This window comes from Bacillus sp. iso_77 (assembly GCF_056173625.1).
Map to the genome: position 1 here is coordinate 1,961,329 of NZ_CM149683.1, position 22,993 is coordinate 1,984,321.

General features: G+C 39.9%; 29 protein-coding genes. 7 read left to right on the forward strand and 22 right to left on the reverse strand.

Annotation, left to right across the window (positions count from 1 at the left end):
* Positions 1–14: 14 nt before the first annotated feature.
* The gene (locus AC0VYC_RS09880; protein WP_008346413.1) at positions 15–275 is read left to right on the forward strand and encodes a hypothetical protein; all 261 of its coding nucleotides are present in this window, start codon (positions 15–17) and stop codon (positions 273–275) included.
* Positions 276–392: 117 nt separating this feature from the next.
* Positions 393–1,061 carry a DUF4397 domain-containing protein gene (locus AC0VYC_RS09885; RefSeq protein ID WP_475388365.1) on the forward strand — a complete coding sequence of 223 codons (669 nt, stop codon included), beginning with the start codon at positions 393–395 and terminating at the stop codon, positions 1,059–1,061.
* 188 nt (positions 1,062–1,249) lie between these two features.
* Here the strand turns inward: AC0VYC_RS09885 and ypmT are convergent, their stop codons facing one another.
* The 7 genes from ypmT to ilvA form a co-directional block, all read right to left on the reverse strand.
* Entirely contained in the window at positions 1,250–1,447 is a 198-nt protein-coding gene (ypmT, locus tag AC0VYC_RS09890; protein WP_008346409.1) for a protein YpmT, read from the reverse strand.
* Between the two features lie 24 nt (positions 1,448–1,471).
* A complete protein-coding gene (locus AC0VYC_RS09895; RefSeq protein WP_024718556.1) occupies positions 1,472–2,038 on the reverse strand; it encodes a YpmS family protein in 567 nt (188 codons plus the stop codon).
* A gap of 9 nt (positions 2,039–2,047) precedes the next feature.
* Positions 2,048–2,809 carry an SGNH/GDSL hydrolase family protein gene (locus AC0VYC_RS09900; protein WP_017359696.1) on the reverse strand — a complete coding sequence of 254 codons (762 nt, stop codon included), beginning with the start codon at positions 2,807–2,809 and terminating at the stop codon, positions 2,048–2,050.
* A gap of 69 nt (positions 2,810–2,878) precedes the next feature.
* On the reverse strand, positions 2,879–3,469 hold the full coding sequence (locus AC0VYC_RS09905) for a cytochrome c oxidase assembly protein (protein WP_007500791.1): 591 nt from the start codon (positions 3,467–3,469) through the stop codon (positions 2,879–2,881).
* Between the two features lie 22 nt (positions 3,470–3,491).
* The gene (locus AC0VYC_RS09910; protein WP_039963954.1) at positions 3,492–4,334 is read right to left on the reverse strand and encodes a DegV family protein; all 843 of its coding nucleotides are present in this window, start codon (positions 4,332–4,334) and stop codon (positions 3,492–3,494) included.
* Positions 4,335–4,521: 187 nt separating this feature from the next.
* Positions 4,522–4,773, reverse strand: coding sequence for a YpmP family protein (locus tag AC0VYC_RS09915; protein ID WP_008346400.1), 252 nt, complete (start codon positions 4,771–4,773; stop codon positions 4,522–4,524).
* A 36-nt stretch (positions 4,774–4,809) separates the two neighbouring features.
* The gene (ilvA, locus tag AC0VYC_RS09920) at positions 4,810–6,078 is read right to left on the reverse strand and encodes a threonine ammonia-lyase IlvA (protein ID WP_008346398.1); all 1,269 of its coding nucleotides are present in this window, start codon (positions 6,076–6,078) and stop codon (positions 4,810–4,812) included.
* Between the two features lie 180 nt (positions 6,079–6,258).
* Here ilvA and AC0VYC_RS09925 point away from each other — a divergent pair, with 180 nt between their 5' ends.
* Both AC0VYC_RS09925 and trhA read left to right on the forward strand, forming a co-directional pair.
* Complete coding sequence (locus tag AC0VYC_RS09925) at positions 6,259–7,227, forward strand: sigma 54-interacting transcriptional regulator (protein WP_475388367.1); 969 nt, start codon at positions 6,259–6,261, stop codon at positions 7,225–7,227.
* Between the two features lie 13 nt (positions 7,228–7,240).
* Positions 7,241–7,876: a PAQR family membrane homeostasis protein TrhA gene (trhA, locus tag AC0VYC_RS09930; RefSeq protein WP_008346394.1), complete on the forward strand. Its 636-nt coding sequence runs from the start codon at positions 7,241–7,243 to the stop codon at positions 7,874–7,876.
* A 38-nt stretch (positions 7,877–7,914) separates the two neighbouring features.
* Here the strand turns inward: trhA and AC0VYC_RS09935 are convergent, their stop codons facing one another.
* The 12 genes from AC0VYC_RS09935 to AC0VYC_RS09990 form a co-directional block, all read right to left on the reverse strand.
* Positions 7,915–8,538, reverse strand: coding sequence for a lysophospholipid acyltransferase family protein (locus AC0VYC_RS09935; protein WP_035703293.1), 624 nt, complete (start codon positions 8,536–8,538; stop codon positions 7,915–7,917).
* 19 nt (positions 8,539–8,557) lie between these two features.
* Positions 8,558–9,046: a type 3 dihydrofolate reductase gene (gene folA, locus AC0VYC_RS09940; RefSeq protein WP_024718553.1), complete on the reverse strand. Its 489-nt coding sequence runs from the start codon at positions 9,044–9,046 to the stop codon at positions 8,558–8,560.
* Positions 9,043–9,837 carry a thymidylate synthase gene (locus AC0VYC_RS09945; protein WP_475388370.1) on the reverse strand — a complete coding sequence of 265 codons (795 nt, stop codon included), beginning with the start codon at positions 9,835–9,837 and terminating at the stop codon, positions 9,043–9,045. The genes folA and AC0VYC_RS09945 overlap by 4 nt, the downstream gene beginning before the upstream one ends.
* Positions 9,838–9,940: 103 nt before the next feature.
* Positions 9,941–10,468: a phosphatidylglycerophosphatase A family protein gene (locus AC0VYC_RS09950; RefSeq protein WP_268417681.1), complete on the reverse strand. Its 528-nt coding sequence runs from the start codon at positions 10,466–10,468 to the stop codon at positions 9,941–9,943.
* Positions 10,469–10,486: 18 nt separating this feature from the next.
* A complete protein-coding gene (locus AC0VYC_RS09955) occupies positions 10,487–11,104 on the reverse strand; it encodes a YpjP family protein (RefSeq protein ID WP_274660382.1) in 618 nt (205 codons plus the stop codon).
* A 266-nt stretch (positions 11,105–11,370) separates the two neighbouring features.
* Entirely contained in the window at positions 11,371–12,168 is a 798-nt protein-coding gene (locus AC0VYC_RS09960) for a class I SAM-dependent methyltransferase (protein ID WP_475388373.1), read from the reverse strand.
* Positions 12,169–12,233: 65 nt separating this feature from the next.
* Positions 12,234–12,668, reverse strand: a complete 435-nt coding sequence (locus AC0VYC_RS09965; RefSeq protein WP_008346384.1) for a BrxA/BrxB family bacilliredoxin — start codon at positions 12,666–12,668, stop codon at positions 12,234–12,236.
* A gap of 81 nt (positions 12,669–12,749) precedes the next feature.
* Complete coding sequence (ilvD, locus tag AC0VYC_RS09970) at positions 12,750–14,426, reverse strand: dihydroxy-acid dehydratase (protein ID WP_007500822.1); 1,677 nt, start codon at positions 14,424–14,426, stop codon at positions 12,750–12,752.
* A 310-nt stretch (positions 14,427–14,736) separates the two neighbouring features.
* Complete coding sequence (locus AC0VYC_RS09975) at positions 14,737–15,876, reverse strand: conserved virulence factor C family protein (protein WP_268373068.1); 1,140 nt, start codon at positions 15,874–15,876, stop codon at positions 14,737–14,739.
* A gap of 30 nt (positions 15,877–15,906) precedes the next feature.
* A complete protein-coding gene (locus AC0VYC_RS09980; RefSeq protein ID WP_144665659.1) occupies positions 15,907–16,530 on the reverse strand; it encodes an HD domain-containing protein in 624 nt (207 codons plus the stop codon).
* A gap of 2 nt (positions 16,531–16,532) precedes the next feature.
* Positions 16,533–17,015: a glutathione peroxidase gene (locus AC0VYC_RS09985; RefSeq protein ID WP_007500827.1), complete on the reverse strand. Its 483-nt coding sequence runs from the start codon at positions 17,013–17,015 to the stop codon at positions 16,533–16,535.
* Between the two features lie 74 nt (positions 17,016–17,089).
* Positions 17,090–18,772 carry a formate--tetrahydrofolate ligase gene (locus tag AC0VYC_RS09990; RefSeq protein ID WP_039165609.1) on the reverse strand — a complete coding sequence of 561 codons (1,683 nt, stop codon included), beginning with the start codon at positions 18,770–18,772 and terminating at the stop codon, positions 17,090–17,092.
* A gap of 138 nt (positions 18,773–18,910) precedes the next feature.
* On the opposite strand from AC0VYC_RS09990, the gene metA reads away from it, so the two are divergent.
* The gene (metA, locus tag AC0VYC_RS09995; RefSeq protein WP_008346374.1) at positions 18,911–19,819 is read left to right on the forward strand and encodes a homoserine O-acetyltransferase MetA; all 909 of its coding nucleotides are present in this window, start codon (positions 18,911–18,913) and stop codon (positions 19,817–19,819) included.
* Positions 19,820–20,046: 227 nt separating this feature from the next.
* Positions 20,047–21,198, forward strand: a complete 1,152-nt coding sequence (locus AC0VYC_RS10000) for a diglucosyl diacylglycerol synthase (RefSeq protein ID WP_007500831.1) — start codon at positions 20,047–20,049, stop codon at positions 21,196–21,198.
* Positions 21,199–21,233: 35 nt separating this feature from the next.
* Here the strand turns inward: AC0VYC_RS10000 and AC0VYC_RS10005 are convergent, their stop codons facing one another.
* Positions 21,234–21,935 carry an AIM24 family protein gene (locus AC0VYC_RS10005; RefSeq protein ID WP_007500832.1) on the reverse strand — a complete coding sequence of 234 codons (702 nt, stop codon included), beginning with the start codon at positions 21,933–21,935 and terminating at the stop codon, positions 21,234–21,236.
* Between the two features lie 267 nt (positions 21,936–22,202).
* Between AC0VYC_RS10005 and cspD the strand changes: the two genes are divergently transcribed.
* Positions 22,203–22,403 carry a cold-shock protein CspD gene (gene cspD, locus AC0VYC_RS10010; RefSeq protein ID WP_003215784.1) on the forward strand — a complete coding sequence of 67 codons (201 nt, stop codon included), beginning with the start codon at positions 22,203–22,205 and terminating at the stop codon, positions 22,401–22,403.
* A 51-nt stretch (positions 22,404–22,454) separates the two neighbouring features.
* On the opposite strand, the gene AC0VYC_RS10015 is transcribed toward cspD, so the two are convergent.
* The gene (locus AC0VYC_RS10015; protein WP_008346368.1) at positions 22,455–22,637 is read right to left on the reverse strand and encodes a hypothetical protein; all 183 of its coding nucleotides are present in this window, start codon (positions 22,635–22,637) and stop codon (positions 22,455–22,457) included.
* A gap of 172 nt (positions 22,638–22,809) precedes the next feature.
* A complete protein-coding gene (locus AC0VYC_RS10020; protein ID WP_008346366.1) occupies positions 22,810–22,992 on the reverse strand; it encodes a zinc-finger domain-containing protein in 183 nt (60 codons plus the stop codon).
* Position 22,993 lies beyond the last annotated feature (1 nt).

The window sequence follows — 22,993 nt, forward strand, 5'->3', positions numbered from 1 at the left end:
AGGTGGAATGAACCATGACAAGTCCATATCTTTGTCCGAACTGCAAAACCAACAGAACGCGTTTTAACCTCATCGAGCAGCATTCAGAACCTGTGAAACTTGATCCAGCAACTGGAGCTATTGTCGAAACATATGAAGGAGATCAGCTTTCTCCTTTTCACATGAACTATCAAGGACCGAAAATCAAAGTCCAGTGCGGCGTTTGCGGATTAATTGAGGATGAAAAAACGTTCATTAAGTTGGCTGAATATCATCAATATTCATCTCCTTCTTAATACGAGAGCCTGACACTTTTTGTCAGGCTTTTTTCTATGTTTCTTTTGCCTATACAGATCGTCCCTTTCTTGCATACGCTACAAAAAACACATTGCAGAGAAAGAAGGGATAAAGACGTGCAGCAGCTCTACGAGATGAATCAATTTCTATATCGTCCATTAGCTACCTTTCCCCCATACCATCCGAGAAACACCATTTCCAAAGCTGTTATTCGATTATTTCACGCTGCACCGGATTTAAGTGAGCTTGCTGTATTTGTAAATCAGCAGCCAATCCAAAAAAAGCTGCCATACGGTCAGCTGTCTGCTTATATGGAATGGGATGAGGGTGTTTATGAGATAGAAGTATTTAAGCTGGCTACAAAAGAAAGAATTCTTTCTTCTCGTATGATGATTAATGGAAACGAGACTTACACGCTATGTATCACAGGAGCTCGTACCGGCTTTGCGCTGCTCACAGAAAAGCAAGACTCGCTGATTAAGCAAGATGAGCTATCAGCACTCACGTTTATCCAGCTGTCACCAGACCTCCCTTTCATTGATATATATGAACGGAATCAAGGCATCTTATCAAAGGAGCTCGGATATGTAAACGGCACCCAAACCCACCACTTCTCTCCGAATAAGTATCACTTTGAATTAAAAGCTGCCGGTACTCAAAGTGTACTGCTAGATATTCCGAAAGTTCACCTGCAAACAAAGCGGGCCTATCTTATTTTACTTCATGGATTTGCAAACGGAGAGCCAGAGCTAATGGCAAAAGTCGTCTTGTCTCACCAAATGTAAAAAGAGCCTTTCCAAATGGAAAAGGCTCTCAGCGTGTAGACAAAGCCTCGCATTCGGTGTCAGTCCTGCGTGCCGGTGCTCACGAATGTCACATTCACTCTGCGCCAGTACTCGTCCTTCCTAGAATGCAAAGGTTTTCTATTCCGCTGAAAAGAAGACAAATAGCCTTTCCAAATGGAAAAGGCTATTTACGAGACATCTTCAGCTTTTTCTTGTTTTTGAAAATCAAAAGCAAGAATCATGGTACCTAAAAATAATGCACAATAGGCGATATTTAAGTAAAACTGGTCGATATTTTCTGCTTTTAAATGAGAGGCAGCTGTCATGCCAAAGTATGCAGCAAATAAGAGCGACAGTAAACTAAAATATTGATAGACTCGCTTCATAGTTTCACTCCTGACTTACACGTTCTATTGCTTTGGATGATAATATGAGAATTCAATTTCATCATTCTCAAGATCAATTTTGTTCGCTTTGACATACATATCATTCGTCAGCGGCATTTCTGAAAGGCGCACTTCCACTGTTTTTTGGTCTGGTTTCACATGAACGAAATCAGGCAGTTCATAGAATTGACCCATGTAGCTTAAAACAAAACTGATTGGGATGCTTAATTGTCCAATTGAAAAGTCATCTACTTTCAGCAGAACATCCCCATTATCTTCAACAGATGGTGTAAATGATACATTTGCATTAATCGTTGAAGAAAAAGCTTTGATTGCACCTGTTACTTTCACATCTTGGTCAATCGCAACATGAAAATCGGGCATATCGCTTGATCCTTGGTTTTTTAAATAATCATTGACAAAGCTGGTAAGCGACTCTTTTGAACTAGAAATGTTAAAAGCATACTCGCTGTTCACTTCTTTTTTCGAAGCGGATTGATCGCTCGGCAGCAGCATAAAAATACCGCATACAAGAACAATCAATAGATTAATTGACAGTAAAATAAAAAATAAACTCTTCCATTTTTTCATCTTTTCACCCTATTCCTTCGGCAGTCCTTCTTTTTTCACTTCTGAGAATAAACGATTTGCCATAAGAGAGTACCCCTTTTGGTTTGGGTGGAAATCATCATCTGCCAGTAATTTTTCATCTTTATCATCTTCAAATAAATCTGCTACATCGATCATATCAGCATTGCCGTCTTTTTTTAGTTCTTTTTCGGCAGCAGCATTCCAGTCTTTGACGACCTCATCAATATCTCTCAGCTCAGACAAGCTGAACTTAAAAGGATTGTACATACTGACATACATGATCTTTGCATGGTCATTATGCTCTCTTAATTGAGCAAGAATGGTCTTAAAACGCTCTTCAAAAGGACCTTGCTCTTTTTGAAAAGGAGCAAATGTCAAGTTGAGCACATTTTGACGGACGACATGCATTAAGTCATTTCCGCCGATCGTAAAGAAAATATAATCAGCGTCTTTCAGTCCATCCTGCACTTTTTTTTCTTTTAATCTTTTTAATAAATCTACCGTTCTACTGCCTTTAATGGCATAGTTTTTTAATGTAACAGACTGTACACCGTCCACCGCTTCTATCTTGTCACGAGTGATGCCGGCATACCCTTTTTTATTTTGATCTCCGATTCCTTCTGTTAAGGAATCTCCAACCGCTGCGATCGTAATATGTTCTTTTACGTTTTGTGTGTCTTCTAGTTTATCCTTTATGCCAGCCTCTTGTGCGGAACATGCAGAAAGAACAAAAGCTAGAGACATCACAATCAAAATCAAACGAGCCTTCAAACGATGATGTCCCTCCTTTTTCTGATTAAAAAAGTGTATCATGTTTTCGCTCATTTGAACATCCTTATGCTAGCTTCGATTCAGTGTTTTGATGTCCTTGATGATTTCATCATATGGCGTATTTTGAACACCATCATAGTTTTTCATCACTTTTCCTTCTTGATCAACGAGGAAAAACAGAGATTGGTGTATCACTTGGTCTTCGTCTTCAGGTTTTTTCACAATCGTCTTAAAGCTTTTCATTGCAAATTTTTCAATCGCTGACTGCGAGTAACCAGTGAGAAAATCCCAATTTTTAAAGGATAATGGATATGCTTTTGCAAATTCCTTTAGCTTTTTCGGTGAATCCACCTCTGGATCGACGCTAAATGAAATGATGTGCGCATCCAATTTTTCTTCTTTTAACCGTTTTTGTAGCTCTGTCATATGTGCGGTCATCGGCGGGCAAATCGTTTCACAGCTTGTGAAAATAAAATCTGCCACCCAGACTTTCCCCTTTAAATCGTCGAGAGACACCTTTTGACCATCCTGGTTTTGATACTCAAACGGCTGGATTTGATAATTTAATGCATCCTTGATTTGTCCATTTGAACATGAGACTAAAAGAAGCACGCTTATAATCGTAAGCGCACCAAATAAGGCTCCCCTTTTTGTATACATGACAATTACATCCCCTTTTCAATCAATCGGTATAAAAAGTAAAGCCTATAGCGCCCTTACCAGTATGACAGGAAATAATCGGTGTTGTATAAGCGATGTCAACTAGTGCATCAGGTGTGTGATCAAGCAGTGCTGCTTTAAGCTTTTCTGCAAGTTCTAATGCGTCTGCATGTGCAATCCCAATTGCCTGAACGGTTTTCCCTTTCACCGCCTGTACATACTGTTTTGTCAAATAGCGGACAAGAGCGGAGTAACTTCTCACATTCGCTTCTGGTGTGTATATGCCGTCTGTTAAGCTGGCAATTGGTTTAATATGAAGAAGTGAACCGATCAGCGCCTTTCCTCTTCCAATTCGTCCACCTTTCACGAGATTTTCTAATGTATCGATTGTGACAAATAGCTTTGTTTTAAGACGAATTTTGTCCATTTCTTTGAGGATGTCATCACGGCTTGCCCCTTTTTTTGCAAGCTCTGCTGCTTTGGTGACTTGAAACCCTAAACCATAGGAAATAAAATTCGAATCGATGACAGTGATATTTCCGTCTACCATTTTAGAAGCGCTTTCAGCAGTTTGAACCGTACCACTCATCCCACCAGTTAAATGGATACTAATGACTTCGCTTCCATCTGCCGTCAGTTTTTCATATAATTCGACGAATTGACCGATCGCAGGTTGAGACGTTTTCGGCAGTTCATCAGCGGCCTCCATTTTTTCAATAAATTCATCTGGTTGTATGTTCACTCGGTCAATATAATCAACCCCAGAAATGGAGATATTGAGCGGAATGACATGAATGGAAAGATCATTGATTTTTTCTTGCGGAAGGTCCACAGTTGAATCTGTTACAATTTTAATTTGTTTCACTATCGTCTCATCCTTGCTGTCTTAGTCTTTACATATGATATTACCTTATTTCGTGCACACTTGAAAACAACTGTCAGAACGTTTTTGAAATTGTCACATTTTCTTCTTTTCATGTAAAAAATCCTTGCCAAGATGAGTAGCCCCCATTTGAAAATGGCCGCTCACTCTCTTTGGCAAAGATTCCAATTTACGCATTGTGTTTTAGTGTAGGCTCTTGGTAGATCTGTTCATATGTGCTCCACTTGACGTTACGTTTCACATCCTCCCTGAAAGAGTACACATGCCTCTTTCCCTTAGATACATAGACTTTTTTCAAGAAAGCTTCAAGTCTAAAGGTGAGCATGAAACCATAGGATTCATCTCCCTTTAAAACAGGGACTTCTGTTACCTTGATCTGAGCTCCATCCATCCGTCTAAAACATATTGTTTTGAGCAGCACAAACGATCAATCCTCTTTTCCAATTATCTGTTAAGCCTAAATAAATAGGTGGAATAAATCTTGATCTTTATTCACTTCAACATAGTGGAAGCCTTTTTTATTCATTCGGTCAATCAGCGCTGCATAGTCATCTCTTTCTTTCAATTCGATCCCAACAAGCGCAGGTCCTTTGCTTCGGTTATTCTTTTTCGTATATTCAAAGCGTGAGATATCATCATTTGGCCCTAACACTTCATCTAAAAATTCCCTGAGAGCACCTGCTCTTTGCGGAAAATTAACGATGAAATAATGCTGGAGTCCTTCATAAATCATGGAGCGTTCTTTGATTTCTTGCATTCGGCCAATGTCATTATTGCCTCCGCTGACAATACAAACGACATTTTTCCCTTTAATCTCCTCACGATGTGCATCTAAAGCCGCGATCGGTAACGCACCCGCTGGCTCAGCTACAATTGCACATTGATTATACAGCTCTAAAATGGTTGTACATACTTTTCCTTCTGGTACAAGACTAATCTTATCGACAACAGACTGAAGCGACGTAAACGTCTTTTCGCCAATCCGCTGAACCGCTGCTCCATCTACAAACTTATCTATTGAATCAAGTGTGACAACCTCCCCTTTCTCGTGGGAAGCATGAAGTGAGGCGGCACCAAGCGGCTCGACTGCAATAATTTCTGTTTCTGGTGCGATATTTTTCATATACGTGCCAACGCCAGATAACAAACCTCCGCCCCCAACACTTGCAAATAAAAAGTGAGGCTCCACTTCGATATCATTTAATATTTCTACAGCAGTTGTTCCTTGTCCTGCCATGACATCTAAATCATCAAATGGATGGATAAATTCCCGCTTTTCCTTATCTCCGCATTTGACTGCTTCATGATACGAATCATCAAAGGTATCTCCGGTTAAGATAATGTCAACATATTCTTTTCCGAAAAGCTCCACTTGAGATACTTTTTGCCTTGGTGTGGTAGCAGGCATAAAGATTTTCCCGTGGATACCTAAATATTTGCAAGAATAGGCAACGCCTTGTGCGTGATTTCCTGCACTGGCACAAACAATGCCGTTTTCTAGTTTTTCTTTTGGCAACTGGCTCATTTTATTAAAAGCGCCTCTTAATTTAAAAGAACGAACAACTTGCAGGTCCTCTCTTTTTAAGTAGACATTACATTCATATCGTTCAGAAAGTCGCTCATTTTTTTGAAGTGGTGTATGAATCACTACATCCTTCAAATTTTGATGGGCTTTTAAGATGTCTTTCACTTGAATTAGCGTGTTTTCTTTGAGCAACGGTTTCATGTACAAGATCCTTTCTCTTTAACCTTATTTAATTTGTCATTATAACATGAATATTCAAAAAATAAACCAATAGATCATGGATCGGAGATAAATTTCATGAACTTTTTCGTTTTTCTATACATTTGTTCTAATTGGGTGTTATAATAAAACCAATTAGAACCAAAAGAAAGGAATCGCTCGATGACCACACATCCGTTTGCTAATATATATGGAGAACACCAAGATATAAAACACGCCATTCATTTGGCAAAACAATTCACGAAAAACGATCAGCCTGTGTTGATCACAGGTGAAATTGGAACAGGCAAATCACGCTTTGCACAAGAAATGGCCCATTCATTTGCTGCGCAGGCTTCGATGAAATATATCTATTGCCCCATTGTAGATGAAGTGACTTTGCAGGAAACATTTACTCATGCGGCAAATCATGTGCTTTATTTAGACGAAGTCAGCGCATTTAGTATTCCTATGCAGCATCAGGTCATTCGTTTTCTCGAAGATTCTCCTGCAACAAAAATCATTGCTTCTTCGTCTTTATCATTAGAGGCGATGAGCGTTTCGTCCAGTTTTTTACCTGAGCTGTTTTATCGGCTCAATGTGCTTCATATCCCTCTCCCGCCTTTAGAAGATCGAAAAACAGATATTCCTATTTTAACCGCTGCTTTCTTTCAAGAACTGAACATGACGCCTGACATCGACTCAAGTGTGTGGAAAGTCTTACAGCAATATTCGTTTGAAGGGAATGTCCAGGAGCTCAAAAATATCGTTCATTATGCAGCCGCGATTCTCGAAGGGCAAACAGTTTTCTTGCATCACTTGCCACCTTTTGTATTATTACCTCAACAAACAGCTGGTAAAGGAAAAAAAGAAGAACACCAGCTCACGCTTATGGAGAAACAAGAATTTGTTTTCTTACTCGAAGCCATTAAGTCTCTAAATGAAAAAGGAGAAGCAGCCAGCAGACGTATCTTGTCTGAGTTAAGCAAACAAGGCGACATCCCGCTGACCCCTCAGCAAGTCAGGAGTCGATTAGATGATCTTGAGAAAAAAGCCTATGTGACGAAAGGGAAAGGCAGAGCTGGAACGAAGATTACACTTGAAGGTCTCTCATTTCTGAAGTCGCTTGATGGTTATATACCGGTTCAATAAAGGAGGACATCCATTGTTTACTGTAAAAGAAGAAATTGCCAACGCAATTACACATGGCATTGGCGTCATTTTATCCATTCCCGCCATTGTTTTTCTCGTTTTATTCGCTGTTCAATACGGCACTGTCACTGACATTATTAGCTTTTCGATATTTGGCGCGTCGATGCTGCTGCTTTATTTAAGCTCTACTTTGCTTCATAGCATTCGGCACAAAAAAACAAAAGATGTATTTGAAATCCTTGACCACTCTGCGATTTATGTATTGATTGCTGGTACATATACGCCATTTTTGCTTGGCCCATTAAAAGGCGCACTTGGCTATACTCTTCTTGCAATCGTATGGGCGCTTGCTGCAGGCGGTATCGTTTTTAAAATCTTTTTCGTCAAACGGTTTATCATTGTATCCACCCTTGTTTATTTATTAATGGGCTGGATGATTATCATCGCAATTAAACCTCTGTACATTCAATTAACAGGAGCTGGATTCAGCCTCTTACTATTAGGCGGTATTTTGTATTCAGTCGGAACGATCTTTTATATTTGGCGGAAAATTCCCTATCATCATGCGATTTGGCACAGCTTTGTTCTCGGCGGAAGTGCATCCATGTTCTTCTGCATTCTATTTTATTGTGTCAACATCCCAGCATGATCAAAAAACCAGCATCCGAATGTGGATGCTGGTTTTTTCTATGCGCGCTTTTGTGCGTAATCACTCATCTTGACCGGTGCTTTGATATGGATATCGACATTAACTGGACGAAGTCTTTTGACGATCTTCCCTGTTAAAAGACGGTCTGTGCCGCTTGTTTCAACCGGAACAAGTGAGCAGTTACATTCTTCAGCAAGCGTTTCTGCCATGACACGATACTGTTCAGAAAGCAACAGACTCTGGCCAGATAGAACTCTTTCTCTTGCTTCTTCTAATAACGCCTCATCAGATTGATTCTGCTTGATCACCGCCATCTTCTTCAACCATTGTTTTAAGATGGGATAGCGAAACAGATGCGGTTTTGCCATAAAAGCAAATGGCTTCTCTAAGTGACCAATCAGCAATGTCGTCGTCACTGGATGATGTGCTTCTGTGACATAAATAACAGGACCATCTGGCAGCTTTTTTTGCTGATGAATGGTCATGACCGACCCTGATTGATCAATACACCCTCTGGCAAACCTTTTTGCATGCTCATGGATGAGATGCATTCGTTTCGTATAGGAAATGCGTGGATCCGTTAATTCATGATCATACAAATGCCTTATACTTTTAAAAAAGGATACAACAACATAAATCGTTAAAAACCAATAACGAAACAACCGTACTCCTCCTACTCACTTATCCTTCTTTTCTGTCATAGACGACAAATTCATAATTGTAGGGGTTCTTTTCGTCACGATGGCCTTTTTCACGTGATACAACCGTCCAATTCTCTTCATCGTAATAAGGGAAGAAACGGTCGCCTTCAAATGAATGATGAATGTGCGTGATATATAGACGATCTGCGTATGGCATCATTTCCTCATACAGCTTAGACCCGCCAATGATCAATAATTCTTCCTCGGTCTTCGCAATGGTTAAAATATCATCGATTGAATGGACCACCTCGCATCCTTCAGCTTGAAAAGAAGAACTTGTGGTCAACACGATATTCCGGCGGTTAGGCAGTGCTCGTCCAATTGATTCAAACGTTTTTCTGCCCATGACAATGGTATGGCCACTTGTGACTTTTTTAAAATACGCTAAATCAGCGGGTAAATGCCAAGGCATTTGATTATCTTTGCCAATGACTCTGTCTTTTCCTGTCGCCACTATCATGGAAATCATACACTGACTTCTCCTTTAATATGCGGATGTGGATCATAGTTCTCGAGCACAAAATCATCAAACGTAAAATCAAAAATACTTTTGACATCTCTAGTGATGCGAAGCTGCGGAAGTGTGCGCTCCTCACGCTCTAACTGCATTTTGACCTGCGGAAGATGATTTTGATAAATATGAGCATCTCCTAGCGTATGAATAAACTCTCCTGGCTCAAGGTTTGTCACTTTGGCAATCATCATCGTTAGAAGTGCATACGAAGCAATATTGAAAGGCACACCTAAAAAGATATCTGCCGAACGTTGATAGAGCTGGCACGATAATTTACCGTTTGATACATAAAATTGAAACAAGCAATGACAAGGAGGCAGCGCCATCTGATCAATTTCTCCTGGATTCCACGCACTGACAATCAATCTTCTCGAATTAGGATGATTCTCAATATCATGGATCAGCTTGCTGATTCGATCTACTGTCTCTCCGTCTCCACTCGCCCATGATCTCCACTGCGCACCATACACACGCCCTAGCTCTCCATTTTCATCTGCCCATTCATTCCAAATACGGACACCATTTTCTTGAAGATATTTGACATTTGTATCACCTTTTAAAAACCACAGTAACTCATGAATGATTGATTTCAGGTGTAATTTCTTTGTTGTTAATAAAGGAAACCCTTCCTGTAAATCAAATCTCATTTGGTAACCGAACGTGCTGATAGTGCCTGTTCCTGTTCTGTCACCTTTTTCATCCCCGTGCTGTAATACATGACGGCATAACTCTTTGTATTGTTTCATTTTTTTCATCCTTTATTTATGTTCTTGTTGTAGTTTACCTTATTTCTGCTTTTGTTGAAACCAAAAAAACATGTCTGCAAGATGAGCAGACATGTTTTTCTTTTTATGCTTGATTCACTCGATCCTGCTCTTCGTCCTTAATATCTTGGTGAGAGTGAGCTATGCGACTTGCTGCTGCAGCGGCAAGCGCAGCGACAAGGTCATCAAGGAAGGTGTGTACTTCACCAGGACGACCTTCATCTAATTCTCTAATAATACCAAATTTCTCTTTGTCTAGATAACCGAAGTTGGTCAAACCGATTGATCCATATACATTGACAATGGAAAGCGGAATAATCTCATCAATTCCATATAGCGGTTCATCTGTTTCAACTAAATGCTGCAAAGGTTCTGGCAAAAGCTTTTTTTCTGCCAGCTGATCTAGAGCAAGTCCTGTCAAAACTGCGTGGACAATTTCCCTTTTATTCAGCACTTTTTCAACATTTTCAACGCAGACACTAAGTGGAAGATTTGGGTTGTATTTCTCTTGGAGTTTCAGCACAATGTGTGCAATATCTTCTATTTTCACTCCACGCTCGTTTAACATCTGTTTTGTAATGCGAACCATTTCGTTCATTGTATACTTTTTCAATTGGCATGACATCTCCTTCTAGTGGCTCATCCAGCTCGGCGGGGTGTTTTTATCCCAGTAAATATTACCGAGTTCATGATGCGTCTGGAATCCATCTTCTGCTGTATGGTAGTGAAAGTTAAACCAATATCCGCTGTGAGGCGGCTGATCTCTCCTGACATGAAAACGAAGCAAATCTTCTCCAGTCTTTCTATTATAAATGTGGAAGATTTTTTCCCCATTTCCGCTTGAAGGCTGATCAGTTAAAACAACATCTTGAAATTTTTCGTCATCTTTGAAATTTGTTAAAAAGTCGGTTAACACTTGTTCAATTTTTGGTTGAATCTCTTCTCTATACTCGTCCTCAATGACAGGTGTGATTTTACGACCAAATTTGAGAAAGGATTGGTTTTCTGCACTTGATAGAACCTCTTGCTTATATTGCTCAAAGGGGTCTACCCGCTCTTTGTTGTCTTCTTGCGATAATTCCCAGCTGCGCGTATCATCTGGTGTATCATAAACTGCTGTATAAGGTGATTTATCAGATGAAGAAAGTTCAGATGGCTTGTCTGTCATCAAAGCTGATGGAGGAGAGATTAAACCAAAAGTCGCAATCGTAAAGAGTGCAACGAGCGTTTTTCTCATCCACATTTTCATGATATCTAATTCCTTCCATAAGTTATCATACTGCTATTCTAGCATATAATGAATTTTCAGTCATTCAATTTGGTCATTGAGTTGAGACTTTCTTTTTCATGATAAAACGTTTACAATGACAGTAACGACGACTAAAATTTGGGAGGAATGGATATGCTTGAAGGGTTTTTCATCACAGCTTCCTTGCTGACGTTATTTTATTTTGTCTATATGGAGATCACCGATTAAAAGCCCTGAAATAGGGCTTTTTTAATTGTTAAGAGTGATTAAAGTTTTGTTGATTTGTCTTCTTCTATTGAGATATATCCGTAATGGAATTGGGCGGTTTTACGTTTCATCACCTGAAATTGATAGGAATCAGTGGTAAATCGTGTGCTTTTCCAATGATCTTTTAAAACCACTCTTTTTCTAGCCACTCTCATTGCTTCTTTCACAGCGGTTTCATGGTCAAAATGATGCTCAGCTGCATGACGAAGCGGCATCATACTAGCAGACTCTTGTATGGTTTCTTCAAACATCGGGTCAAAATAGACGATATCATAGGATCGATCAGGGAGCTTCTTTAACTGCTCAATACTATCCCCGCTGATGACAGATATCCGTTTCATCGCTTCGTCTGCCTCTTTCACACCCGTTTCCCAAGTGCTGAGTCCTTCTCGAACAAGCAATGCCGTCATCGGATTTTTTTCAATACCGGACACTTTTCCATTGGCTCCTGTAGCGCAGCTTGCGGTAATCGCATCAGATCCTAAGCCAAGCGTACAATCTAAAAAGGAATCGCCCGGCTTTAATTGTGCTGCTTCTATTAATGGATCTTTTTCCCCTCGCAGAACCCGCTTCACCCTAAACATCGCTGAGCTTGGATGGAAAAAGAACTTTTCACCATTTGGCTGATACCATTCAAATCGTTTTTTCCCAACAACCAGTACATCCCCCCGCTTGATCGCAAACTGTTTGACAGATTGTTTGCGCCGCTCGATATACTCACCATGCAAGTCCTTTGCGAGGGCCTTTGCCGTTTCAATTGTTTGTTCATTTGCTCTAAAGCTTGTTGTAATGAGCATGACGTTCCTCCATCATAATCAAGAAAAAATGCCCTGATGGATCACAGGACATTTCAACATTTGTATTAGCAATGTTTTTCAAATGCAGATAAGACGTTCTTCATAATATCTTCCATTTCATGACCTTCAATTTCGTCACGCGGGATAAAGTGAACGAGTTCATTTCCTTTTAAAAGTGCCATAGATGGAGAAGATGGCTCCTCACCTGTGAAGTATTCTCTCATTTTAGCCGTAGCTTCCCGGTCCTGACCAGCAAAGACCGTCACCATTCGATCTGGTGCTTTTTCTGCTTTCATGACAGCTTGAGTAGCAGCAGGGCGTGCTAAACCGGCAGCACATCCGCATACGGAATTGACGACAACAAATGTTGTTCCTTCTGCTTCCTGCATCGTTTTTTCTACTTCTTCTTCAGTCGTCAATTCTTGAAACCCTGCACTTGTCAGTTCTTGGCGCATTGGTACGACGAGCTGACGCATATATTCTTCATATGCCATTGACATAAAAAAGCCCCCTCTATAATCCTTATGTTGTGAATAAAGGATACTATAGAGAGAGCCAATTTTCAAATGTTCAATTTCACATTAAATTTTCATGATTCCGCCTGTATTGGCTGATGTCACAAGTTTTGAGTATCTGGCAAGGTAACCTGTTTTTACTTTTGGCTCAAAGCCTTTCCAGTTTGCTTTTCTTTTTTCCCATTCTTCTTCCGGGACATCTACGCTTAAAATGCGTTTTTCGATATCGACAACGACATGATCACCATTTTCAACAAAGGCAAGCGGGCCACCTTCTGCTGCCTCTGGAGAAACGTGTCCAATAGACAATCCGCGAGAAGCACCGGAGAATCGTCCGTCTGTAATTAAAGCAACCTTTGGACCAAGTCCCATTCCAACAATTTGTGAAGTTGGTGCAAGCATTTCAGGCATACCGGGACCGCCTTTAGGTCCTTCATAACGAATAATGACAACATGTCCTGCTTCTACTTTTCGATTAATGATTCCTTCAAGTGCTTCCTCTTGGGATTCAAATACGATCGCAGGTCCTTCATGACGTGTGATGCCGTCTTGTACACCGCCTGTTTTAATGATTGCTCCATCTGGCGCAAGGTTTCCAAATAAAACGGCTAAACCGCCCTTTTCAGTAAATGGCTTGTCAATTGGATAAATGACGTTATAATCTTTTACCTCATGACCTGCAATATTCTCGCCTAACGTTTTCGCTGTGACGGTCATGGTATCTAAATGAAGAGCCCCCTCTTTTTTGGACAATTCATTTAGTGCAGCGGTCACTCCGCCAGCTTCATGTAAATCTTCAATATATACATCTGAAGCTGGAGCAAGTTTCGATAAATGCGGTACACGTTCTGCGACTTCATTGATGCGTTCAAGTGAATATTCAACGCCTGCTTCATTTGCAATCGCCAATGTATGAAGAACTGTATTGGTTGAACCACCAAGTGCCATATCTAAAGCAAATGCGTTATCAATCGCTTTTTCAGTGACAATATCACGTGGTTTAATGTCTTTTTTGATTAGCTCCATCAATTGTTTTGCTGACTTCTTCGCAAATTCTCTTCGTTCTGGTGAAGTCGCCAAAATGGTTCCATTTCCAGGAAGAGCAATCCCTAGCGCCTCTGCTAAACAGTTCATTGAGTTTGCTGTAAACATACCAGAGCAAGATCCGCATGTTGGACAGCCAAATTGCTCTAATTCGTTTAATTCCTCTTCATTAATTTTCCCTGATTGGTATGCGCCTACGCCTTCAAAGACAGAAGAAAGAGAAATTTTTCTGCCATCACTTGTTCTACCAGCTTCCATCGGTCCACCACTGACAAATACAGTTGGGATATTCACACGCATGGCAGCCATCATCATACCTGGCGTGATTTTATCACAGTTAGGAATACAAACCATGCCATCAAACCAGTGTGCCGACACCACGGTCTCTACTGAATCAGCAATGATTTCACGGCTTGGCAATGAATATCTCATCCCAATATGCCCCATCGCAATACCATCATCTACCCCAATTGTATTGAATTCAAATGGAACACCGCCAGCTTCACGAATGGCTTCTTTCACAATTTTTCCGAATTCCTGAAGATGGACATGCCCTGGGACAATATCAATATAGGAATTACATACGGCAATAAACGGTTTGCCAAAATCCTCATCTTTTACCCCAGCTGCTCTTAGTAAGCTTCGGTGAGGTGCTCTGTCAATTCCTTGTTTAATCATATTACTGCGAAGTTCTGCCATCTGTTTAAAAAGCCTCCTATACTACTAGTCTTGTTGACTGTATGATTTTGAGTTCATTTTATTTTACAAATTTTCTGTTTATTTAGCCACCTATAATAGATAGTGACTGATTTCTCTGCTGAAGCAAGTGCTCAGCAAGGATTGTGTCATAAAATCTGACCTCCAATATTCTATATTGGTACTACTATATAGAGTTTTTTCTCATATTTCAACAATATTCAAAATAATTTTTCTAAAAAAATTTTTCTGCCAATAAAAAAGCCATTTTCAGAAAACAAGCTGCCTTTTATTGGCAGCCTGCTCGTCTTTCTTATGATTCTGATGCATTTTTTCTACTTTCTGTCATTTGCTTCCACACAGAGCCTTTTGCTTCTTCTCCGTGCTCAATTCGTTCGATGGCCATTTTTACTTGAAGACTGACTTCAAATTCAGGGTCCTGCTCCGCTTCTTTTAAAGCTTCTAGTGCTGTTTCGTCACCTTCTTCATAAAGGAACATGGCCGCACGCCAGCGGACAAGCTTACTTGGGTCCTTTAAGGCTTGGATCATCGCTTCAATCGCACTAGGATCACCAAGATCCGAAATACAATCTCCTGCAGTTCTTCTAACTGTCACTGTTTTATCTTCAAGCCCTTTATACAAAATAGGCAAAATGGCTGGATCTTCAATCATGCCAGCATTCACAACAGCTTGTCTGCGAATCGATGTTTTTGGATCCTCCATCGCTTTCATTAAAACAGGTATATCTTTTTTCTCTGGCTGCATTTGCTCTAAATGAGCAAAACGTTTCTTCCAATCTTCATCGCGCAGCATCTCTTCTGTCACATCATATGCTTTTCGGTTCACTTGTTTATCTACAGCCTCTTGACCTTCCTTCACTGCCTCTGTTAAACGGGATAAACGCTCGTCGTCATATGCAGCTTGCAGCTCTTCTGTGACTTCTTGACCGATATCAGCGAATTCTCCAAAACGTACGCCATGTTCTTTCCACACACGTTCAAATACAACATTATCTGAACTGCTTCTTAGCTTTAAAATCGCTGCCTGGAAACGTTCAGGCATTCCAAATCGTTCTTCTCTTTCACCGTCTGTCAGCTTCACCTGCATCGGAATCCCATTAAACATTTGAACAAACACTTTGACTTCTCCAAATGTGTCATCACCTGACTGCGATGCTCCCTGAAGCCCTTCTGTTTCTTGTCCAAAGGCTTCTCTGACTTGCTGTAAAATACCTTGCCAGTCAAATTTCGCATTGCGCTCAACCGCTAAGAAATCAGCTACATGGTAAACACCTTTTACACCTTCAATGGTTAAAATGCGCTTAATCATCTCTGGCGCTTCGTCTTTTTGATCTTTTTTGTAGTTATTGCTTTTACCGCCTGCAAGCGCTTCTGTCAAAATGACTTTCATTGTATTCGGGCTTGGCGTTGGTTCTATGGCAGTTATTTTCATCTATACATCCTCCTTACACACATAAAGACCCTACTCATCTGTAAGGCCGCATTCTTCTTTCCATGTCTTAATAAATAGACACATAAACTCATGTCGCTCATGAGCCAGCTGCTTTCCAGCACGTGTGTTCATCAAGTCTTTTAATTGAAGCAGCTTTTCTTGCATATGCAAAAGTACTGTGCCTTGGTGAGCACCCTCTGTATAGTGAGGCTCCCCTTTTGCACCGGCATATGTAAACACCCTTGCAATCCCAGTTGCACCTATCGCATCCAGTCGATCTGCATCTTGAACAATGGCCCCTTCTAATGTCACTGGCTTATGCTGCATATGCCGGTGACGAAAAGACATCGTTGTAATGATATCCATGATATAGCGAATATCTCGCGTGTCCACTTCCCACAAAAGGAGCTGCTGCTTGAGATCATGCGGTGAAAGCTTCCATTCACTAGACAGCTTGTCATCAATTACATCATGGACAATCGCTGCCATTTCAATGACAAAAAGCGCCCCGCCCTCCTGTTGTGCAATATGGACGGCAAGCTGGCGAACACGATTGATATGAGCTTCATCGTGTCCTGTCGGTTCATTCTTTAGCTGTTTTGAAACAAAGGAGGCAGCTGCCTCCAATTGTTCTTGCTGCTTACTCGAATACATGCTTATTTCTCCAAAAGAGCGATAATGGAGCTTTCTAATTCTTTTGGTGGTGTTTTAGGAGAGAATCGTTCAGTCACTTCTCCGTTTTGGTCAACGATAAATTTTGTAAAATTCCATTTCACCGTTTTTGTACCAAGCACACCTTTCGCATGACTCGTTAAGTATTTGAAAAGCGGATGCGCATTGTCACCATTGACATCTACTTTTGCAAACATCGGGAAGGTCACACCATAGTTTAACGAACAGAATTCTTGAATTGCTTCTTCCCCTTCTGGCTCTTGATTCATAAATTGATTGCACGGAAATCCTAAAATTTCAAGGCCCTTTTCATGATATTGATCGTATAACTCTTGTAATTGTTTAAATTGAGGGGTCAGTCCACATTTGCTCGCTGTGTTCACGATGATCAGTACTTTCCCTTTGTAATCTGCCATTGATTTTTCCTGACCGTTAATGGTCTTGACCTGAATATCATAAATTGACATCTCATAGCCTCCTAGGATTCACTTTTTCCTATCGTAACATGCTTCTTTTAGAAAATCGCTTTTTATGCTTCCTGCTAAAAGAGTCCAGTCACACTGCCGTCTTCTAATAAATCCATCTCAAGTGCTGCAGGTTTTTTAGGGAGACCTGGCATGGTCAGAATGCTTCCCGTTAGTGCAACAATAAAACCTGCTCCTACAGATGGTTTTAACTCTCGAATCGTAACGGTGAAGCCTTTTGGTCTGCCGATTAAAGCCGGATCATCCGATAGTGAATATTGCGTTTTTGCCATACAAACCGGCAAATGGGCCCAGCCATTTTTCTCAATTGCAGCTAGCTGCTTTCTTGCTTTTGATGTAAGGTTGATGCCGTCTGCACCATAAACCACTTTGGCGACTTTTGACAACTTTTCTTCAATGGAATCTTGCTCCTCATATAAATAAGAAAAGCTGTTTTCATTCTTTTCAATGAGTGTCGTGAGCTCTTCGGCAAGTGCTACGCCGCCAGCTCCCCCTTCTTCCCATACATTGACGGCTTTGACTGGATGTCCATTCGTTTCGCACCAGTTTTCTATTGCTTGAATTTCTTCTTTTGTATCGGTAATAAAACGGTTCACTGCAACGATGTATGGTAGACCGAAGGCTTGCACTGTTTCAATATGCTTCTCTAAATTATGTATACCTTCTAATACAGCCTGTGCATTTGCTTCCTTGAGCTCTGTTTTCTGCATTCCGCCATGCATTTTTAGCGCCCTGACAGTTGCTACAATGACAACAGCGCCTGGTTTAAAATCACCGGCTCTTGTTTTGATGTGAAGAAATTTTTCCGCGCCGAGGTCTGCACCAAATCCCGCTTCTGTTACAACGTAATCTGCTAGTTTTGCCGCCATTTTTGTGGCAATTAAACTATTGCATCCATGTGCAATATTGGCAAAAGGACCACCATGAACAAGGGCTGGAGTTCCTTCAATCGTTTGAACAAGGTTTGGTTTCAGCGCATCTTTTAAAAGTAAGGTTAATACGCCTTCATATCCTAGATTTCCAACTGTGACCGGTTCACCTTCTTGATTGTAGGCAACAACAATAGAAGAAAGACGTTTTTTTAGATCGTTTAAGTCGTCTGCTAAACAGAGGATGGCCATCATTTCGGATGCAACCGTAATATCAAATCCATCTTCTCTAGGGTACCCATTTAATTGACCGCCAAGTCCTACGACCACTTGTCTTAGAGCACGATCGTTTAAATCTAACACTCGTTTCCATACAATTCGGCGTGCGTCGATCCCAAGCTCATTTCCGTGATGGATATGATTATCAATAAAAGCAGATAAAGCGTTATGTGCAGATGTAATCGCATGAAAATCCCCTGTGAAATGAAGATTGATTTCTTCCATAGGCAACACCTGTGAATATCCGCCGCCAGCTGCACCGCCTTTAATACCCATTGTGGGACCTAGTGAAGGTTCACGCATGGCAATGATCGCTTTTTTCCCAATTTTCTCGAAGGCTTGACCGAGGCCAACTGTTACGGTGGACTTCCCCTCACCTGCTGGCGTTGGGTTGATCGAAGTCACAAGAATCACATTTCCTTCTTTTTGTTCCTTTAAACGGTCAAAAATAGTCAAAGATATTTTCGCTTTTGTGAAACCATAGCATTCTAATTCTTCGTCATGTATTTGTAATTTTGCTGCGATGTCTTGAATCGGTCTCAGCTTTGCCTTTTGGGCAATGTCAATATCTGATAAATGCTTTGTGATCATGATTAATGGCCTCCTTTTTTGACAGAAACAGCTTTCTTTTTTGCTCTATTTTTCATTGTAACATAATTGAAACATTGAAATATCGCCAGAAAGTTCCTATAATGAAGTGAAATTAGCTTTGGTTCAGGGGGTGGCGAGTTGCCTATTAACATACCAGTTCATCTGCCGGCAAAACAAATACTAGAGAGCGAAAACATTTTCGTCATGGATGAGACAAGGGCATTCAAACAAGATATCCGTCCTTTGAATATCGTGATCTTAAATTTAATGCCAAAAAAAATACAAACTGAAACGCAGCTGCTGAGAATGCTCGGAAATTCTCCTTTGCAAGTGTATTTTACATTTTTGATTCCAAGTACACATACACCGAAGAATACATCGAGAGAGCATCTAGATGAATTTTATACGACCTTTGACTCGATTCGCCATAAAAAATTTGATGGCATGATCATTACAGGTGCACCAATTGAGCATTTAGCTTTCGAAGAAGTTTCCTATTGGAAAGAACTGCAGGACATTTTGGACTGGAGTAAAACGAATGTGACGTCTACTCTCCATATATGCTGGGGGGCACAGGCCGGTCTTTATCATCATTATGGCATTGAAAAAATCAAGCTTCCAGAGAAAAAATTCGGTGTTTTTGAGCATCTTGTCAAAGAGAAAAAAGAAAGATTAGTAAGAGGTTTCGATGAAGTATACTATGTCCCACATTCTAGGCATACAGATATTAATACAGAACAATTAAAAAACACGCCGAATCTAAAAGTATTGAGCACGTCTGAGGAAGCTGGTGTTTGTTTAATTGTTTCAGATGATGATAAACAAGTATTTTTAACTGGACATCCTGAATACGATACAGATACATTGAAGCAGGAATATGAAAGAGATTTGTTGAAACATGATACAGTCAAAAAACCCGTCCACTATTTCATCGAAGATGGAGACACATTAGTTCCAGTGAACCGCTGGAAAGCCCATGCTACTTTGCTGTTTATGAATTGGCTTAATTACTATGTTTATCAAGAAACACCATATGTGTGGGAATAAAATAGACTGTAGTCTGATGATAAATGCTTAAAATGTGTTAAAATACAAATGGCTCTGTCTTCCATTATCAATTTAGTCTGTTTGTTTTTTAAAATTAGTTTAATTCTTTCGTAACGAATGATATGCTCTCGCTGTTTATATGTTATCTTTATGTATATGTAGACCTATGAGATTTATAGTTTCGTACGAAGTTTTGTTGTTGTTGATTACATTTGAGGTGAATATTCTTGAATACCAATAAAAAAATATTAATCTTGACCGCAAATTATGGAAATGGACATATGCAGGTTGCAAAAACACTGTATGATGAATGCAAATCCCAAGGGTTTGAACATGTGATAGTTTCTAATTTGTATCAAGAATCAAATCCCATTGTGTCCGAAGTGACTCAATATTTATATTTAAAGAGCTTCTCCATTGGGAAACAATTTTATCGCTTGTTTTATTACGGTGTAGATAAAATTTACAATAAACGCAAATTTAACATTTATTTAAAGATGGGAAATAAGCGTCTAGATGAATTAATTCAATTACACAATCCGGATATCATCATCATTACATTCCCGATGATTGTTGTACCTGAATACCGAAACAAAACAGGTAAAGTCATTCCAACATTTAATGTGATGACAGACTTTTGTCTTCATAAAATTTGGGTACATGAAAACATTGACCGATACTATGTTGCAACCGATTATGTGAAACAAAAGCTAGTAGAAATCGGCACACATCCAAGCGATGTCAAGGTAACAGGCATTCCGATTAGACCACAATTTGAAGTAGACGTGCCTAAATCGATCATCTATAAAAAATATGGATTATCATCAGACAAAAAAGTCCTTCTCATTATGGCGGGTGCCCATGGTGTACTAAAAAATGTGAAGGAACTGTGTGAAGCACTACTTCTTGACAGTGAAGTACAAATTGTTGTTGTGTGCGGTAAGAATGCAGCGCTGAAGCAATCGCTTAGCGAACTTGAACAAGCACACCCAAATCAATTGAAGGCGCTTGGATATGTGGAACAAATTGATGAATTGTTCAGAGTAACGGACTGTATGATTACAAAACCGGGCGGAATTACATTAACAGAAGCAACAGCAATTGGTGTCCCAGTTATTCTTTACAAACCTGTTCCAGGACAAGAAAAAGAAAATGCTCTTTTCTTTGAAGATTACGGTGCTGCCATTGTCATCAACAGACATGAAGACATTTTAGAATCTGTCACCAACTTGCTGCAAGACGAAGAAAAATTAGAATCCATGAAACAAAACATCAAAAAATTACACTTAAAACAGTCTTCTCAAACCATTTTAGAAGATATCGTCGAACAATCAGATCTGATCATGAGCAACAAATCGTATGCTCAAGCATTATCATAAAAAGGTGTCCGTCATTGACGGACACCTTTCTTCTTTTAACCTTGATTCCCATTCGTTGTATACACTTCTTCAAACGGCTGCACGACAACAAAGCCGCTTCCGCTAAACTTCATTTGAATGGACTCTCCGCTTCCCCTGCCAATAAACGTTTTGAACGATACATCTGTCACAAATTCAGTCTGCAAATCTCCTGACCATGCGACCGTCGCATTCGGATCTGTATAAACGGAATCACCTGGCTGAACAATCAGCGTCAGCGGTTCGTAATGACTTGTGATTGCCACAAGACCTGGTCCTTCAAGTTTGACATTAAATAATCCGCCTGCAAGCATGCCAGACACCTTTTTCATTAATTTAATATCCCACCGAACAGACGGTTCAAATGCGAGCAAGTCGTTTCCATTAACGAAAATAGACTCCCCTTGAGCCAATCGAAGAATCGAAATTTTTTTCCCTTGGTCTGCTACATATAATTTCCCATCACCTGTGGCCTTCATCAAAGAAGTTCCTTCTCCTGATAACATTTTTTTGAACATCTTTGACACACCGTGTTCAAACACACCTTCACGTTCAAACTTTATTTTCCCGCGATATGAAACCATGGAGCCTGTTTTTGCCCAAATGGTATCCGTTAAATTAATTTCTAACAATCTTGGTGTTTCAAGTTCAAAAACCCCTTCCCCTTTGTCTTCTTGCTGCGTATTCTGAACAAACTCCTCAATTGTGTAACGATTCATGACGCACCTCTTTCTGTATTTTTACTATATACGGACAAGTTATACGTTAGGTTTCATGAGATTAGGACGTTTTATAGATAAATGTCATTCACTAAAAAAACAAAAAAATCAAACATTCTGCTCAAAATTTGGCTTGCCTGCTTGACGCTTTACTTTTGATGGTGTATAGTGGAACCATCATTTAACAACTTCTTAAGTCGTTAGGTGATGAAAAATTTTTTTTAGTATGCCGAAAGGTGTGCTACAGTACTAGGAGGAAAAAGCAATATGCAAAACGGTAAAGTAAAATGGTTCAATAATGAAAAAGGTTTCGGCTTCATTGAAGTTGAAGGCGGAGACGACGTATTCGTTCACTTCACAGCTATCGAAGGTGACGGTTACAAATCTCTAGAAGAAGGACAAGAAGTTTCTTTTGAAATCGTTGAAGGTAATCGTGGACCTCAAGCTGCAAACGTAACAAAAATCTAATCAACTCAATCAATGATGAAACGACAAAATAAAGAGAGGCGTATGCCTCTCTTATTTGATTTTCAGCTGAATTTCAATCGCTAAAATATTTTGCTTTAATCTTTGTTCAATTTCAGAGATATCTTTTTCGAGAAAAGGTCTTCCCTTCTTTGCTACATCTACCAGTTGCTCTAGATCACTGTACACCTCTTGAAATGTCCGATGTAATACCGTTTCAAAATCCTTATTATCCATGCCGGCCTTCCCCTTTTCCTCTATTATCCGTCACTTAGTCAAAAAGTAACTCAACCAAAACTTTCTATAGTTATATCGGCTCATTTTTCAGAATATGTTCTTTTTTTACACATTCTATTCGTTTTTTTTTCGTGAACGCGTGATACATCTAGGGGAAAACCGGAGTGTACGCTTATTTTTTGAGTAATTCATTCCCGTATTGTTTGATCTTCTCTCCTACCGTGCATTGCTGTATACAAAAGGAGTGGGCGTATTTTTTGCCAAATTCTTTACGAAAGTGCTTTTTAATCAAGCAATCTGAACAATACGTGTCTTGAAGATCTGTTAATTCTTTTACTGCTGTTTTTTTATCCACT

Bases quoted from the DNA above. Each gene is read 5' to 3' on its own strand.
- AC0VYC_RS09880 (WP_008346413.1), top strand. From the start codon at position 15: ATGACAAGTCCATATCTTTGTCCGAACTGCAAAACCAACAGAACGCGT.
- ypmT (WP_008346409.1), bottom strand. From the start codon at position 1,447: ATGAAGCGAGTCTATCAATATTTTAGTTTACTGTCGCTCTTATTTGCT.
- AC0VYC_RS09895 (WP_024718556.1), bottom strand. From the start codon at position 2,038: ATGAAAAAATGGAAGAGTTTATTTTTTATTTTACTGTCAATTAATCTA.
- AC0VYC_RS09905 (WP_007500791.1), bottom strand. From the start codon at position 3,469: ATGTATACAAAAAGGGGAGCCTTATTTGGTGCGCTTACGATTATAAGC.
- ilvA (WP_008346398.1), bottom strand. From the start codon at position 6,078: ATGAAACCGTTGCTCAAAGAAAACACGCTAATTCAAGTGAAAGACATC.
- AC0VYC_RS09925 (WP_475388367.1), top strand. From the start codon at position 6,259: ATGACCACACATCCGTTTGCTAATATATATGGAGAACACCAAGATATA.
- folA (WP_024718553.1), bottom strand. From the start codon at position 9,046: ATGATTTCCATGATAGTGGCGACAGGAAAAGACAGAGTCATTGGCAAA.
- AC0VYC_RS09945 (WP_475388370.1), bottom strand. From the start codon at position 9,837: ATGAAACAATACAAAGAGTTATGCCGTCATGTATTACAGCACGGGGAT.
- AC0VYC_RS09955 (WP_274660382.1), bottom strand. From the start codon at position 11,104: ATGAAAATGTGGATGAGAAAAACGCTCGTTGCACTCTTTACGATTGCG.
- AC0VYC_RS09960 (WP_475388373.1), bottom strand. From the start codon at position 12,168: ATGCTCATTACAACAAGCTTTAGAGCAAATGAACAAACAATTGAAACG.
- AC0VYC_RS09965 (WP_008346384.1), bottom strand. From the start codon at position 12,668: ATGTCAATGGCATATGAAGAATATATGCGTCAGCTCGTCGTACCAATG.
- ilvD (WP_007500822.1), bottom strand. From the start codon at position 14,426: ATGGCAGAACTTCGCAGTAATATGATTAAACAAGGAATTGACAGAGCA.
- AC0VYC_RS09975 (WP_268373068.1), bottom strand. From the start codon at position 15,876: ATGAAAATAACTGCCATAGAACCAACGCCAAGCCCGAATACAATGAAA.
- AC0VYC_RS09980 (WP_144665659.1), bottom strand. From the start codon at position 16,530: ATGTATTCGAGTAAGCAGCAAGAACAATTGGAGGCAGCTGCCTCCTTT.
- AC0VYC_RS09985 (WP_007500827.1), bottom strand. From the start codon at position 17,015: ATGTCAATTTATGATATTCAGGTCAAGACCATTAACGGTCAGGAAAAA.
- AC0VYC_RS09990 (WP_039165609.1), bottom strand. From the start codon at position 18,772: ATGATCACAAAGCATTTATCAGATATTGACATTGCCCAAAAGGCAAAG.
- AC0VYC_RS10005 (WP_007500832.1), bottom strand. From the start codon at position 21,935: ATGAATCGTTACACAATTGAGGAGTTTGTTCAGAATACGCAGCAAGAA.
- cspD (WP_003215784.1), top strand. From the start codon at position 22,203: ATGCAAAACGGTAAAGTAAAATGGTTCAATAATGAAAAAGGTTTCGGC.
- AC0VYC_RS10015 (WP_008346368.1), bottom strand. From the start codon at position 22,637: ATGGATAATAAGGATTTTGAAACGGTATTACATCGGACATTTCAAGAG.